Below are 14119 nucleotides of genomic sequence, written 5' to 3' on the forward strand. Positions count from 1 at the left end.
CATGTTGGTCGATACGCGATGGAGCGCCTGGGGCGAGGAGATCGAGGTCCAGGTCACGGAGGGGGCGGCCCTCGGCCCCGCGGTGGCGCTCGCGGGATCCCTGATCGCCGAGGCGGAGGCCGCCTGCAGCCTGCAACGAGGCGACGCCGAGATTCATGCCGTCAATCTGGCTCAGGGGCTGCCGGTCCGGGTGAGTGTCCGTCTGGCCAGGCTGCTGCGCTCGGCGCTGTGGGTGGCGCGGATGACCGACGGGGCGGTCAGTCCGCTCGCAGTCGAGGACTCGCCGGCCGAAGTGCCCTCGATCCATCCGATCCCGACCTTCACGGACGTCCAGATCGACGACGACACGGTCCTCGCGCCGTGGGGCGCATCGTTCGACATCGCGGGCGTGGCGAAGGCGGACACCGTCGATCGCGCATCGGCGCTCGTGGCCCACGAACTCGAATGTGGGGTGCTGGTGCGGATCGGCTTCGACGTCGCCACCGCGGGGCACTGCCCGGCCGGTGGCTGGCAGGTGCCGGTGCCCGGCGACGGCGTGATCGAACTTCCCACGGAGACCGCGCTCGCCACCGCCGGCACGGACGTCACGTTCGCCGGCCACGAGCCGGTCGGCGGGGAGTGGGAGCAGGTGTCGGTGCTGGCGGAGGACGCGTTGTGGGCCCACGGCGCAGCAGCGGCGGCGCGTCGGCGCGGCGTCGGCGCGGTCACCTGGCTCGAACAGCAGGAGCTGGCCGCCCGGCTGGTGGACCGTGACGGGCGCGTCTACACGACGTACGGATGGAGCCACCCGCACGCCGCGTGAGCTCAGACCGCGCGTCCGCGCCGGCTCCGGTACCAGCGGACGAGGGCGTCGGTCGACGAATCGTCCTGTCGCGGGGGTGCTTCCGCCGACGTCAGCACCGGTCCCAGCTCGAGGGCCTGGGCCTTGCCGAGTTCCACGCCCCACTGGTCGAACGAGTCGATGCCCCAGATGACGCCGGCGACGAACACCTGGTGCTCGTACAGCGCGATGAGCTGACCGATCACCGACGGCGTCAGGCGCGGAGCCAGGATCGTGGTAGTGGGACGGTTGCCCGGCATCACCTTGTGCGGCACCAGTTCCGGGGGCGTGCCCTCGGCGGCGATCTCCTCGGCAGTCTTGCCGAACGCGAGCACCTTGGTCTGTGCGAACAGATTGCTCATGAGCAGGTCGTGCATGCTGCCGGTGCCGTCGGACGTCGGCAGGTCGTCGGTGGGCTCGGCGAACCCGATGAAGTCGGCGGGCACCAGGCGGGTGCCCTGGTGCAGCAGCTGATAGAAGGCGTGCTGGCCGTTGGTGCCCGGCTCGCCCCAGAAGATCTCGCCCGTCTTGGTGGTGACCGGGGAGCCGTCGGCGCGCACCGACTTGCCGTTCGACTCCATCGTGAGCTGCTGCAGATACGCGGCGAAGCGTGCCAGATCGTTCGAATACGGAAGCACGGCACGGGATTCGGCGTCGAAGAAGCTCGAGTACCAGACCCCGATCAGGCCCAGTAGTACCGGCGCGTTCTGCTCGAGCGGCGCCGTCCGGAAGTGCTCGTCGACGGCGTGGAAGCCCTCGAGGAACTCCGCGAACCGCTCCTTGCCGATCACCGCCATCACCGACAGCCCGATCGCCGAGTCCACCGAGTAGCGTCCGCCGACCCAGTCCCAGAAGCCGAACATGTTGGCGGTGTCGATGCCGAATTCCGCGACCCGCTGCGCGTGGGTGGAGACCGCGACGAAGTGCTTGGGAACCGCGTCCCCACCGAGTTCGTCGACCAGCCACCGTCGTGCCGCGGACGCGTTCGTCAGGGTCTCGAGCGTCGAGAACGTCTTGGAGGCGACGACGAACAGCGTCGTGGCCGGGTCCAGATCGGCGAGCGTGCCCACCAGATCGGCGGGATCGACATTGGAGACGAATCGCGCCGAGATGCCGGCGTCGGCGTAGTGCCGCAGCGCGCCGCACACCATCACCGGACCCAGATCCGAACCTCCGATGCCGATGTTGACGACGGTGCGGATCCGCTCGCCCGTCGCGCCGCGCCACTGCCCGGACCGCAACCGGTCGGCGAACTCGCCCATCCGGCGCAGAACGTCGTGCACGTCGGTGACGACGTCCTGTCCGTCGACGGTGAGTTGCGCGTCCGCGGGCAGGCGCAGTGCGGTGTGCAGCACCGCGCGGTCCTCGGACGTGTTGATGTGCGCGCCCGCGAACATGTCGTCGCGGCGCTGCTCGACGTGCGCGGAGCGCGCCAGATCCACGAGCAGATCGAGGGTTTCGCGGGTGACGCGATGCTTGCTGTAGTCGACGTACAGGTCGCCCGCCGTCACCGTCAGGTCGGTGCCGCGGGTGGGATCCTGCGCGAACAGGTCTCGCAGATGGGCAGATTCGATCACTCGATGATGCGCATCCAGGTTCTTCCAGGCTGCGGTACCGGTGATGTCTGTGCTCATGGAGGAAGCTTATCGGCAGAGCCGCCGAACATCCTGCCGACTCTCGTTGAGCGACACACGCCGCGCTGATCCGGCGCATGATGGAGGTCATGAACCCAGCCGAACTGATTCGTGCCGTTCCTACCAAGCTGTGGATCGGGGGCACCGCCGTGGACGCCGAGAACGGTGCCACATTCCCCGTGTACGACCCCGCGACCGGCGACGTCCTCACCGAGGTCGCCGACGCCAGTCCTGCCGACGCCGTCAAGGCGCTCGACGCCGCTGCCGCCGCGCAGGCCGACTGGGCCGCGACCTCCGCACGCGAGCGCGGCGAGCTGCTGCGCTCGGTGTTCGACAAGATCACGACGCGGGCGGAGACGTTCGCACAACTGATGACCCTCGAGATGGGCAAGGCGCTGCCGGAGAGCCGCGCGGAGGTGACGTACGGCGCCGAGTTCTTCCGGTGGTTCGCCGAGGAGGCGGTCCGGACGGAGGGCCGCTACCAGGCCGCCCCGGCCGGGAACGGCCGCATCCTCGTCACCAAGCAGCCGGTGGGGCCGTGCCTGGCGATCACCCCGTGGAACTTCCCGCTCGCGATGGGCACCCGCAAGATCGGCCCTGCGCTGGCCGCCGGCTGCACCATGATCGTCAAGCCCGCGTCGGAGACGCCGCTGACGATGCTCGCGCTCGCCGAACTGTTCGTCGAGGCGGGGCTGCCGCCGGGCGTGTTGTCGGTGCTGCCGACGTCGCACTCGAGCGCGGTCACCGAGCCGCTGCTCGACGACCCGCGGCTGCGCAAGCTCACCTTCACCGGGTCCACCGGTGTCGGCCGGCTGCTGGTCGAGAAGTCGGCCAAGGGGTTGCTGCGCACGTCGATGGAACTCGGCGGCAACGCGCCGTTCGTCGTGTTCGACGACGCCGATGTCGATGCCGCGGTGGACGGCGCGATGCTCGCCAAGCTCCGCAACGGCGGCGAGGCGTGCACGGCCGCGAACCGTTTTCACGTCGCGAACGCCGTCCGCGAGGAGTTCACCACGAAACTCACCGAACGGATGGCAGCATCGAAGATGGGCCCCGGCATCGACCCGGAGACGACGCTGGGCCCGCTGATCAATCGCGATCAGCTCGCCACCGTCACCGAACTCGTCGACGACGCCGTGAAGGCGGGGGCGACGGTGGTGCTCGGCGGCGAGGCGCCCGGTGGGCCGGGCTGGTTCTATCCCGCCACCGTCCTGGCCGACGTGCCCGCGTCCGCGCGGATCCTGCGCGAGGAGGTGTTCGGTCCGGTCGCCGCGATCACCGGCTTCGACACCGAGGAGGAGGCCGTCGCCGCCGCCAACGACACCGAGTTCGGTCTGGCCGCGTACATCTACACCCGCGACCTCGACCGGGCCCTGCGCGTCTCCGACGCCCTCGAGACCGGCATGGTCGGCGTCAACCGCGGCGTCATCTCCGACACCGCGGCGCCGTTCGGTGGCGTCAAGGCCTCCGGGTTCGGGCGCGAGGGCGGTAGCGAGGGGATCGCCGAGTACCTCGAGACCAAGTACATCGCCCTCACCTGAGCCCCCGGACAACGACGAACGCCCGGTCCGTGGACCGGGCGTTCGTCGAGTTCACGCCGAGAAGGTGCGAGTGCAGGAGCGGTCAGTGCCCCAGGCGGCCGCGTCCGAGACGCAGCAGCAGCATCGCGAGGGTGTGGCCCTCCTGGCCGAGCTCACTGAAGCGCTCCAGAACCTTCATCTCCCGGCTGTGCACCAGACGGGGACCCCCGGACGCCATGCGGGTGCGGCCGATGATCTGTGACACCTCGCTGCGCCGCTTGACGGCGGCGAGGATCTCGGCGTCGAGCCGGTCGATCTCCTTGCGGAGCTCGGCGATCTCGGCCTCGCTCGCGGGCAGCGGCGATTCGGATGAAGAAGTGGTGGTGGGGCTGCTCATAGTCTGCTCCTCGTGTCGGAACTAGGTTCGTTCGGTTCCCTCGAGTCGTTACGAATCCGGGTCCTGCTCACAAGAATGCCCCGGGATCCGTGTGGACCTCGGGGCACGCGGGGGATCAGGCCGCGGGCACCGTCGGTCGGTACCCGCTGGGAAATCGCCAGTGCAGACGGCACTCGCGCCATCGTGCACCGGAAGCTCGCGTCGTTGCGGCCATGATCACCACTCCAGTTTGCCACGCGTACAAGTCCAACCCAAGCAAGGGTGACTGCCTTCACGACCAGCGGGATCGGGCACCTGCCGCGGTGTCGGACTTCGCCGGTAGCGTGGACAGACGATGAATACGATCTCCGGTTCCACGCTCGGTACTCCCGGCAGTTCCCAGGGCGGATCTCGCGGCCCCGCCGACACGCTGCTCGAGGGGCTCAACCCGCAACAGCGCGAGGCAGTGCTGCACGCGGGATCGCCGCTGCTCATCGTCGCGGGCGCCGGATCGGGCAAGACCGCGGTCCTCACCCGTCGGATCGCGTACCTGCTGGCCGAGCGCGGCGTCATGCCCGGCCAGATCCTCGCGATCACCTTCACGAACAAGGCTGCCGCGGAGATGCGCGAGCGCGTCGCCCAGCTCGTGGGGCCCCGCGCGAACAGCATGTGGGTGTCCACGTTCCACTCGAGCTGCGTGCGAATCCTGCGGGCGCAGGCGGGCCTGCTGCAGGGGCTGAACTCGAACTTCTCGATCTACGACGCCGACGACTCGCGCCGCCTGCTCACGATGATCTCCAAGGATCTGGAGATCGACACCAAGCGCTACTCGGCGCGGCTGCTGGCGACCAAGATCTCGAACCTCAAGAACGAGCTGATCGACCCGGAGGAGGCCGCGGCGGACGCCGACCGGGACTCCAACGACCTCGACAAGCTCGTCGCCCGGGTCTACGGGCACTACCAGCAGCGGCTACGGTCCGCGAACGCTCTCGACTTCGACGACCTGATCGGCGAGACGGTGGCACTGCTGCAGGCGAACCCGCAGGTCGCCGAGTACTACCGGCGCCGCTTCCGGCACGTGCTGGTCGACGAGTACCAGGACACCAACCACGCCCAGTACGTCCTGGTGCGCGAGCTCGTGGGCGAGGAGTCGGACGACCCCTACGCCGTGCCTCCGGGCGAACTGTGCGTCGTCGGTGACGCGGACCAGTCGATCTACGCATTCCGCGGCGCGACGATCCGCAACATCGAGGAGTTCGAGCGCGACTACCCGGACGCCCGGACCATCCTGCTCGAGCAGAACTACCGGTCGACGCAGAACATCCTGTCCGCTGCGAACTCGGTCATCTCCCGGAACACCGGTCGGCGCGAGAAGCGGTTGTGGACCGATTCCGGCGAGGGCGAGCTGATCACCGGATACGTCGCCGACAACGAGCACGACGAGGCGCAGTTCGTGGCATCGGAGATCGACCGCCTGGTCGACGCGGGCGACGCGAAGTTCGGTGACGTCGCGGTCTTCTACCGGACCAACAACTCCTCCCGCGCGCTGGAGGAGATCTTCATCCGGCTCGGTATCCCGTACAAGGTGGTCGGCGGCACGCGCTTCTACGAGCGCAAGGAGGTGCGCGACATCGTCGCGTACCTGCGCGTGCTGGCGAACGAGGACGACACGGTGAGCCTGCGCCGGATCCTCAACACTCCGCGCCGCGGAATCGGGGACCGCGCCGAGGCGTGTGTGTCGGTGTACGCCGAGCAGAAGGGCGTCGGGTTCGCTCAGGCGTTGCGGGCCGGCGCCGAGGGCTCGGTGCCGCTGCTCAACACCCGCTCCCAGAAGGCGATCGCGTCGTTCCTCGAGCTGCTCGACGGACTGCGTGCCCTGATGGCGAGCACCGACGGCGACGGCAACGATCTCAGCGACATCGGCGAGATCGTCGAGGGCGTGCTCGACCGCACCGGCTACCGCCGCGAGCTCGAGGCCAGCAGCGATCCGCAGGACGGCGCACGCCTCGACAACCTCAACGAATTGGTCAGCGTTGCACGGGAGTTCAGCTCCGACGCGCGCAATGCTGCCGCCTTCGCGGAGGAGAACGCGACCGAGGACGACGTCGTGGAGGACGAGGGGCAGCCCGATCCAGGTTCGCTCGCCGCGTTCCTCGAGCGGGTGTCCCTGGTCGCGGACTCGGACCAGGTGCCGGACGAGGGCGAGGGCGTGGTGACGCTCATGACCCTGCACACCGCGAAGGGGCTCGAGTTCCCGGTCGTGTTCGTCACCGGCTGGGAGGACGGGCAGTTCCCGCACATGCGGGCGCTCGGTGATCCGGCGGAACTCTCCGAGGAGCGACGCCTGGCGTACGTCGGGATCACCCGTGCGCGACACCGGCTGTACCTCACCCGCGCCATCGTGCGGTCGGCCTGGGGGCAGCCGGTAACCAACCCGGAATCCCGCTTCCTGCAGGAGATTCCGGCTGATCTCGTGAGCTGGCGCCGCGAGGATCCCGGTGTTCTCGGCACCGGCGGAGCGATCGGTGGGGGCCGCCCGCGCGGTCAGGGGTACGGCGGTTCGGGCTTCGGCGGCGGTTCGGGATTCGGTTCGGCGGGCCGGTCGGGCGGCGCGTCGCCGAGCTTCGGGGCGCCCCGCGGACGCAACAACAATCTCGTGCTCGCGGTAGGCGACCGGGTCAGCCACGACAAGTACGGTCTCGGCAAGGTGCTCGAGACCAAGGGGAGCGGTCCCACCGCGACGGTCACGATCGATTTCGGTTCGGCCGGCAAGGTGCGGCTGATGCTGATCGGCGGCGTGCCGATGGTCAAACTCTGACAGTCGCCGGGCGTGCGAAAACGCCTCCGGCCCAAGCGAAATGCTCGGGCCGGAGGCGTTTTTCGGTTCTGGGTGGTCAGCCGGTCAGGGCTGCTCGACGCCGAGGCTGATGCCGCGGGTCGCGAGCCACGGCAGCGGATCGATCTTGTTCTCGCCGGCCAGGTGGACCTCGAAGTGCAGGTGCGGTCCGGTGGAGAAGCCGCGGTTGCCCATCGTGGCGATCTGATCGCCGGCCATGACCTTCTGACCGACCGTCACGAGCGTCTCATTGATGTGGCCGTAGACGGTGATGGTGCCGTCCGCGTGCTGGAGGCGGACCCACATGCCGAAGCCGGAGGCCGGGCCCGAGTCGATGACCGTGCCGTCGGCCACTGCATAGATCGGGGTGCCGATCGCGTTGGCGATGTCGACGCCGGCGTGCAGCGTGCCCCAGCGGGAGCCGAAGGACGAGGTGTACGTGCCCTTGGCGGGCAGGACGAACAGCGGGCGGCGGGCGGCGGCCTCACGGGCGGCCCGCTCCTCGCTGAAACGCTGGCCCTTGGCCAGGAGGTTCGAGAACTGGTTCAGATCCGTCGGATTCGCGAGCGCGAGCACCTGCGGCGCGGAACTGGTGGAGGTTGTCTGGGCGACGTTGCTGAACTGTGCGGCCTGGGGAGTCGCGGTGCTGGCGACCGAACCGGCCTCGTCGAGGGCGACCTCGGAATGATCGGAGTTCTGGGACGGCCCGCTGGTCGCGGCCTGTCCGGCGGCGACGACTGCGCCGGCTGCCACTGCGATGACCGCTGCGCGGCCTTTGAGGGCGGTGGGAGGGGTGGGGAGGCGGTGGCGACCGCCACGTCCGGAGGGAGTCACGTCGGCGATCGTGGCGACGCCGGTGATCTCGGTGGGGGCCTCGCCGGTGCCGGGGGCATCCTCGCGGGCGGTGGGAACTTCGGTGCTGTGGAGCATGACGCTGTGAATCTCGGTTCTTTCCGCCCCGGAGCCAGTGGCTTCCGGACCTGCCGCGGGCGGGAATGCCCGGGTGGGCTCCGCATCGGCGTGCTGTTTCACGAATCGGCTGGCGGTGAACTGAGTGCGGTGGTGCATGTGCCCTGCCGTCCTCCTGCTCGTGACCTGCCTGTGACTTAGACCCTGGCGACGGTAACGAAACGGTTGCGGCGGGGCAACCTGTTCCGCGCACGCAACATGGAGATGTGACCGGTGTCACATCGTGAGCTGGGGGGATGCCGAACATCCCAAATGGTCTCGTTCATATATCGGGACGGCGCTTCTTTGTTACAGCCCAATCTCGGCACCACTCGGGACGGTCGCGGTGGCGTTCCGGGGTGGGGGCTCGAGGGCTTTTCGGGTGGACCGATCGCGACGGGCTCCGGGGCACCTGCAATCCTTGAGGGGCGCCTTCTGGCGCGGCCGCACCGAGTGCGCACCCGGATCGAGTCGTGGTGCCGCCGCTCCTTCGACGTGGCGGCCGCGACGGAGTGCCGCCTTCGACTGGAGCGCGTGATATATGCCACATGGCGCATAGGCGAGCGATAGTCGATTGATTGAACTAGTTAAAGTCCGACACGGACCCGCTCCTACCCCGAGCGGGCGTCAACGCAGACGAGACGGTGAGCAGATGGATCTCTTCGAATACCAGGCGAAGGAACTCTTCGCCAAGCATGACGTGCCGACGTCGGCCGGCCGTGTTACCGACACGGTTGCCGGTGCCCGCGAGATCGCGGAGGAAATCGGCAAGCCGGTCATGGTCAAGGCGCAGGTCAAGGTCGGCGGCCGCGGCAAGGCCGGTGGCGTGAAGTACTCGCCCGACGCGGACGCCGCGCAGGCGAACGCCGAGGCGATCCTGGGCCTCGACATCAAGGGCCACGTCGTCAAGAAGCTGCTGGTCGCAGAGGCGAGTGACATCGCTGAGGAGTACTACATCTCCTTCCTGCTCGACCGCACCAACCGCACGTACCTGGCCATGTGCTCGGTCGAGGGTGGCGTCGAGATCGAGGTCACCGCCGAGGAGAACCCCGACGCTCTCGCGAAGATCCCCGTTGACGCCGTCAAGGGTGTCGACCTCGCGTTCGCGCGCAGCATCGCCGAGGCCGGCAAGCTGCCCGCCGAGGTGCTCGATGCCGCGGCCAACACGATCCAGAAGCTGTGGGAGGTCTTCATCAAGGAAGACGCTCTCCTGGTCGAGGTCAACCCGCTCGTCCGCACGCCCGACGACCAGATCCTGGCCCTCGACGGCAAGGTGACGCTGGACGAGAACGCTGCGTTCCGTCAGCCCGGCCACGAGGCCTTCGAGGATCGTGACGCCACCGATCCCCTCGAGCTCAAGGCCAAGGAGAACGACCTCAACTACGTCAAGCTCGACGGCGAGGTCGGCATCATCGGCAACGGCGCCGGTCTGGTCATGTCGACCCTGGACGTCGTCGCCTACGCGGGCGAGAAGCACGGCAACGTGAAGCCCGCCAACTTCCTCGACATCGGCGGCGGCGCCTCGGCTGCCGTCATGGCTGCCGGCCTGGACGTCATCCTGAACGACGAGCAGGTCAAGAGCGTCTTCGTCAACGTCTTCGGTGGCATCACTGCGTGTGACGCCGTCGCCAACGGCATCGTCGGTGCGCTGGAGACCCTGGGCGACGAGGCCAACAAGCCGCTCGTCGTGCGCCTGGACGGCAACAACGTCGAAGAGGGTCGTCGCATCCTCGCCGAGGCCAACCACCCGCTGGTGACGGTCGTCGCAACCATGGACGAGGCTGCCGACAAGGCTGCCGAGCTCGCCTTCGCAGCGAAGTAAGGGACACAGACAACAATGGCTATCTTCCTGACCAAGGACTCCAAGGTCATCGTCCAGGGCATCACCGGCGGCGAGGGCACCAAGCACACCGCGCTGATGCTCAAGGCCGGCACCCAGGTCGTCGGTGGCGTCAACGCCCGCAAGGCCGGCACCACGGTCTCGCACACCGACAAGGATGGCAACGCCGTCGAGCTGCCGGTCTTCGCGACCGTCGCCGAGGCCATGAAGGAGACCGGCGCGGACGTCTCGATCGCGTTCGTTCCCCCGGCCTTCTCGAAGGACGCCATCGTCGAGGCCATCGACGCGGAGATCCCGCTGCTCGTGGTCATCACCGAGGGCATCCCGGTGCAGGACTCCGCTTACGCGTGGGCCTACAACGTGGAGAAGGGCAACAAGACCCGCATCATCGGCCCCAACTGCCCCGGCATCATCACCCCGGGTGAGGCGCTCGTCGGCATCACCCCGGCGAACATCGCGGGCAAGGGCCCGGTCGGCCTGGTCTCCAAGTCCGGCACCCTGACCTACCAGATGATGTTCGAGCTGCGTGAGTACGGCTTCTCGACCGCCATCGGCATCGGCGGCGACCCGGTCATCGGCACCACCCACATCGACGCCATCGAGGCGTTCGAGAAGGACCCCGAGACCAAGATCATCGTGATGATCGGTGAGATCGGTGGCGACGCCGAGGAGCGTGCCGCCGATTACATCAAGGCCAACGTCACCAAGCCGGTCGTCGGCTACGTGGCGGGCTTCACCGCTCCCGAGGGCAAGACCATGGGCCACGCCGGCGCCATCGTCTCCGGTTCCTCGGGCACCGCGCAGGCCAAGAAGGACGCCCTCGAGGCTGCCGGTGTCAAGGTCGGCAAGACGCCGTCCGAGACCGCGGCTCTCGCTCGGGAGATCCTGAAGAGCCTCTGATCCGCTTCGCGGTGGGCGCCCTCGGTGCCCACCCGGCGATCTCGCGAACGGCGCTCGCGGCCAGGACGTTTCGTCCGGCCGCGGGCGCCGTTCGGCGTCTCACACGTCCACCCAGCGGATGCCTGCGGGCTCGAGTTCGCCTGCGCCCGCCGTGAGTTCGGCAACGACCGCAGCCAGGTGGGCGGGATCCTTCGTGGCCAGCGTGAAGGTGACCTCGGCGCCGTAGGCGGTGTCGACGATCGGGATTCCGCGGCCGCGCAGCTCTGCCTCGATCCGGCCTGCGGTGTCGTGCCCGACGTCGAGCGTCAGCAGATCCAGGCGCTCACGGCCGAGCATGCGCGGCTGGGCCTCGTCGACAACCGCCGCGACCGCGCCGGAGTAGGCGCGTACCAGGCCGCCCGCCCCGAGTTTGATTCCACCGAAGTAGCGGGTCACCACCGCGGCGACGTCCACCAGGTCACGTGCCCGCAGCACCTGCAGCATGGGCACACCGGCGGTGCCGCCGGGCTCCCCGTCGTCGCCCGAGCGTTCGGCCCGTTCGGACGGCTCGTTGCCCGTCACGTACGCCCAGCAGTGGTGGCGCGCGTCCGGGTACAGCCGACGCTGCTCGTCGAGGAACGCCTGTGCGTCGGCCGGGGTGTCGACCCGCCGCAGGGCCGCGACGAACCGGGAATGCTTGACCTCCGTCTCCACGACGACGTCGGAACCGGCGGGCAACGTGACAGGCATGATGTCATCTTCCCTTTCCCGCCCCAGGGCGCCGTCGCGGGGAGACAATGGTGCTGTCCCCACGCGAGCGAGGCACGATGTCAGATGTCGCCGAGTCTTCGATCCGGACCGACCGCGCCGACCGTGGCGCGGCGGCCCGACCCCACGTGCCGTTCGAGGCGCTGGCAGATCTCGCGGAGAGCGCCCGGGATCCGGTCGAGATTCTGAAAAGGCAAGACCTGCAGAGAATTCCGGAACTCCTGCCCATCCGGTACGGGCGCATGGCCGCGACGCCGTTCGCGTTCTACCGCGGCGCTGCCGCGTTGATGGCCGACGATTTGTCCCGGACGCCGAACTCGGGGCTGCGCACCCAGCTCTGCGGGGATGCGCACCTGAGCAACTTCGGGATCTTCGCGACTCCGGAACGGCGGCTGGCCTTCGACGTCAACGATTTCGACGAGACGTACCCGGGACCGTTCGAATGGGACGTCAAACGGCTCGTCGCCAGCGTCGAGGTCGCGGCGCGGGGCCTGTCGTTCGGCGGCAAGCGACGCCACCGCATCGCCATGGCGTGCGCCGCCGCCTACCGCGAGACGATGCGGGAGCAGGCGCGACGAGGCAACCTGGCGGTCTGGTATTCGCACGTCGAGGCCGAGCAGGAACTCGCCGACCTCCGGGAGACTCTCGACGCGGCCAGCCGCCGGAGTTCACAGAAGCTGGTCGAGAAGTCCCGGCGCCGCGACAGTCTCCAGGCGCTCGGCAAACTGACGACGGTGACCGAGGGGCGCCGCCGGATCGTCTCCCGGCCACCGCTGCTGGTTCCGATCGAGGAGGTGTTCGAGACCGCGGACGCGCGCTCGCTGTACCGGGAGCTGTCCCAGCGACTGGTCGAGTACCGCGCGACGCTGCGCCCCGATCACCGTGTGCCCTTCGATCGGTACAGCTTCGTCCAGGCCGCCCGGAAGGTCGTCGGTGTCGGCAGCGTGGGAACCCGGAGCTGGATCCTGCTGCTGCTCGGCGCCGACGACGGCGACCCGCTGTTCCTCCAGGCGAAAGAGGCGGGGCCCGCGGTCCTCGCACCCTGTCTGGACGGCCCGGAGTACCCGAACGAGGGACAGCGCGTGGTGGAGGGGCAGCGGATCATGCAGGCCGCGAGCGACATCTTCCTCGGCTGGCAGCAGGGCGTCGGCTACGACGGTGTTCGGCGCGACTACTACGTCCGGCAACTGCGCGACGCGAAGGGGTCGGCGACGGTCGAAACGATGACCCCGACCGGAATGGAACAGTATGCGAGGCTGTGCGGCCGTGTGCTCGGCTACGCGCACGCCCGTGGGGGCGACCGGTTCGCGATCGCCGAGTACCTCGGTCCCGGCACCGGATTCGACGAGGCGATGGCCGGCTTCGCGCGGGCCTACGCGGACCGCACCGAACGGGACCATGCCGTGCTGACCGCGGCCGCCGAGGAGGGCCGGATCCCGGTGGGCACGCCGATGTGACACCGTCGCGCGGCGCTCTCTTCGGATGAGAGCCGTCCCTGAGCGGGGTAGCGTTCATGGGGGTTTCGACACATCGACGAGGAGCAGAGATGACTTACAGCGATGCAGGGTCCGGCTACGGCCAGCCCTCGCCGACGTCGGGAGAGTCCGGTTCGCGAGGACTCTCCTTCTACCTCGGACTCGGGGTCGCGGCGCTGGGTGTCGTGAACTTCCTCCTCGGATTCGCGCCGTACCTCGACTCCCCGGGCTCCGCGATGATGTACGGGGTGACGCTCAACGCGTTCGAACCTCTCAGCAACGGGGCGGTGCCCCTGGTGTTCCTGCTCCTCGGTGGGCTGCTGTCGGGGATTTCGCTGCTGCCGAAGCAGCACTACGAGGGGCCGGCTGCGGCGGCCGCGGCGGCGGGCTTCTTCGCGGCGTTCGCGATCATGCTCAATCTCCCCGGCAACAGCCAACTCGCAGGCGGCGGGATCGCGGTCCTCGTGCTGGGCTTCGTCCAGACGGTTCTCGCGGTCGCCGTGTTCCTGTTCGCCGCCGGAATCGTGAACGAGCCGACATCGCGACCGAGTCGCACCCACGCCCACCCTGCCGCCTACGGCCACCCGCAGGGGTATGCGCCGCAGCAGGGCTACGGTGCGCCCCAGGGCTACGGTTCGTCGCAGGGTTACGCGCCGCCGCAGGGCTACGGACAGCAGGGCTACCCGCAGGCGCCCGGGTACCCGCAGCCGCAGCAGCAGTACGGCTACCCGCAGTCGCAGGCTCCCCAGCCGACGGCCGGCTACGGACAGTTCCAGGCCGGGCAGCCGTATCAGGCCCAGCAGCCGACGCAGCAGATGTCGCAACAGCAGGCATCGCAGCCGCGGCAGCCGGAGGCCACCGAGTCCACCCCCTCGACCCACTCCGCGCCGTCCACCCACTCCGACTCCACGCCGGACGACGCGGCGGGCGCGCCCACGCAGGCGTTCGGTGCCCGGAGCGACGATCGCGACGACGACAAGTGACTCGGTGAGGGCGGACCGGGCGGCGGGCCAGTGGGGAACA

11 protein-coding genes are annotated in these 14119 nt (G+C 69.0%); 7 read left to right on the top strand and 4 right to left on the bottom strand.

Features of this window, described 5'->3' with window-relative positions:
* Window position 1 precedes the first annotated feature (1 nt).
* Window positions 2-802 (top strand): FAD:protein FMN transferase, encoded by an 801-nt coding sequence (locus ABEU20_RS08390; RefSeq protein WP_420163963.1) that lies wholly within the window; start codon window positions 2-4, stop codon window positions 800-802.
* Window positions 803-804: 2 nt separating this feature from the next.
* Here ABEU20_RS08390 and pgi read toward each other — a convergent pair whose 3' ends face one another.
* On the bottom strand, window positions 805-2454 hold the full coding sequence (gene pgi / locus ABEU20_RS08395) for a glucose-6-phosphate isomerase (protein ID WP_420163964.1): 1650 nt from the start codon (window positions 2452-2454) through the stop codon (window positions 805-807).
* A gap of 89 nt (window positions 2455-2543) precedes the next feature.
* Here pgi and ABEU20_RS08400 point away from each other — a divergent pair, with 89 nt between their 5' ends.
* Complete coding sequence (locus tag ABEU20_RS08400) at window positions 2544-3995, top strand: NAD-dependent succinate-semialdehyde dehydrogenase (protein ID WP_420163965.1); 1452 nt, start codon at window positions 2544-2546, stop codon at window positions 3993-3995.
* 82 nt (window positions 3996-4077) lie between these two features.
* Here ABEU20_RS08400 and ABEU20_RS08405 read toward each other — a convergent pair whose 3' ends face one another.
* Window positions 4078-4371 (bottom strand): chorismate mutase, encoded by a 294-nt coding sequence (locus tag ABEU20_RS08405; protein WP_420163966.1) that lies wholly within the window; start codon window positions 4369-4371, stop codon window positions 4078-4080.
* Window positions 4372-4705: 334 nt separating this feature from the next.
* Here ABEU20_RS08405 and pcrA point away from each other — a divergent pair, with 334 nt between their 5' ends.
* Window positions 4706-7168: a DNA helicase PcrA gene (pcrA, locus tag ABEU20_RS08410; RefSeq protein WP_420163967.1), complete on the top strand. Its 2463-nt coding sequence runs from the start codon at window positions 4706-4708 to the stop codon at window positions 7166-7168.
* Window positions 7169-7252: 84 nt separating this feature from the next.
* Here pcrA and ABEU20_RS08415 read toward each other — a convergent pair whose 3' ends face one another.
* A complete protein-coding gene (locus tag ABEU20_RS08415) occupies window positions 7253-8254 on the bottom strand; it encodes a M23 family metallopeptidase (protein ID WP_420163968.1) in 1002 nt (333 codons plus the stop codon).
* Between the two features lie 532 nt (window positions 8255-8786).
* On the opposite strand from ABEU20_RS08415, the gene sucC reads away from it, so the two are divergent.
* Both sucC and sucD read left to right on the top strand, forming a co-directional pair.
* Window positions 8787-9956: an ADP-forming succinate--CoA ligase subunit beta gene (gene sucC, locus ABEU20_RS08420; RefSeq protein WP_420163969.1), complete on the top strand. Its 1170-nt coding sequence runs from the start codon at window positions 8787-8789 to the stop codon at window positions 9954-9956.
* A gap of 15 nt (window positions 9957-9971) precedes the next feature.
* A complete protein-coding gene (gene sucD / locus ABEU20_RS08425; RefSeq protein ID WP_420163970.1) occupies window positions 9972-10874 on the top strand; it encodes a succinate--CoA ligase subunit alpha in 903 nt (300 codons plus the stop codon).
* Window positions 10875-10973: 99 nt separating this feature from the next.
* Here the strand turns inward: sucD and ABEU20_RS08430 are convergent, their stop codons facing one another.
* On the bottom strand, window positions 10974-11603 hold the full coding sequence (locus ABEU20_RS08430) for an IMPACT family protein (RefSeq protein WP_420163971.1): 630 nt from the start codon (window positions 11601-11603) through the stop codon (window positions 10974-10976).
* A 77-nt stretch (window positions 11604-11680) separates the two neighbouring features.
* On the opposite strand from ABEU20_RS08430, the gene ABEU20_RS08435 reads away from it, so the two are divergent.
* Complete coding sequence (locus ABEU20_RS08435) at window positions 11681-13078, top strand: DUF2252 domain-containing protein (protein ID WP_420163972.1); 1398 nt, start codon at window positions 11681-11683, stop codon at window positions 13076-13078.
* An 89-nt stretch (window positions 13079-13167) separates the two neighbouring features.
* Window positions 13168-14079 carry a DUF5336 domain-containing protein gene (locus tag ABEU20_RS08440; RefSeq protein ID WP_420163973.1) on the top strand — a complete coding sequence of 304 codons (912 nt, stop codon included), beginning with the start codon at window positions 13168-13170 and terminating at the stop codon, window positions 14077-14079.
* Window positions 14080-14119 lie beyond the last annotated feature (40 nt).

It is taken from the genome of Rhodococcus parequi (genome assembly GCF_046042785.1).
Lineage (GTDB): Bacteria > Actinomycetota > Actinomycetes > Mycobacteriales > Mycobacteriaceae > Prescottella > Prescottella parequi.

Excerpts from the sequence above, each read along its gene's own strand:
- ABEU20_RS08435 (WP_420163972.1), top strand. The coding sequence starts at position 11,681 with ATGTCAGATGTCGCCGAGTCTTCGATCCGGACCGACCGCGCCGACCGT.
- ABEU20_RS08390 (WP_420163963.1), top strand. The coding sequence starts at position 2 with ATGTTGGTCGATACGCGATGGAGCGCCTGGGGCGAGGAGATCGAGGTC.
- pgi (WP_420163964.1), bottom strand. The coding sequence starts at position 2,454 with ATGAGCACAGACATCACCGGTACCGCAGCCTGGAAGAACCTGGATGCG.
- ABEU20_RS08415 (WP_420163968.1), bottom strand. The coding sequence starts at position 8,254 with ATGCACCACCGCACTCAGTTCACCGCCAGCCGATTCGTGAAACAGCAC.
- pcrA (WP_420163967.1), top strand. The coding sequence starts at position 4,706 with ATGAATACGATCTCCGGTTCCACGCTCGGTACTCCCGGCAGTTCCCAG.
- sucC (WP_420163969.1), top strand. The coding sequence starts at position 8,787 with ATGGATCTCTTCGAATACCAGGCGAAGGAACTCTTCGCCAAGCATGAC.
- ABEU20_RS08440 (WP_420163973.1), top strand. The coding sequence starts at position 13,168 with ATGACTTACAGCGATGCAGGGTCCGGCTACGGCCAGCCCTCGCCGACG.
- ABEU20_RS08405 (WP_420163966.1), bottom strand. The coding sequence starts at position 4,371 with ATGAGCAGCCCCACCACCACTTCTTCATCCGAATCGCCGCTGCCCGCG.
- ABEU20_RS08400 (WP_420163965.1), top strand. The coding sequence starts at position 2,544 with ATGAACCCAGCCGAACTGATTCGTGCCGTTCCTACCAAGCTGTGGATC.
- ABEU20_RS08430 (WP_420163971.1), bottom strand. The coding sequence starts at position 11,603 with ATGCCTGTCACGTTGCCCGCCGGTTCCGACGTCGTCGTGGAGACGGAG.
- sucD (WP_420163970.1), top strand. The coding sequence starts at position 9,972 with ATGGCTATCTTCCTGACCAAGGACTCCAAGGTCATCGTCCAGGGCATC.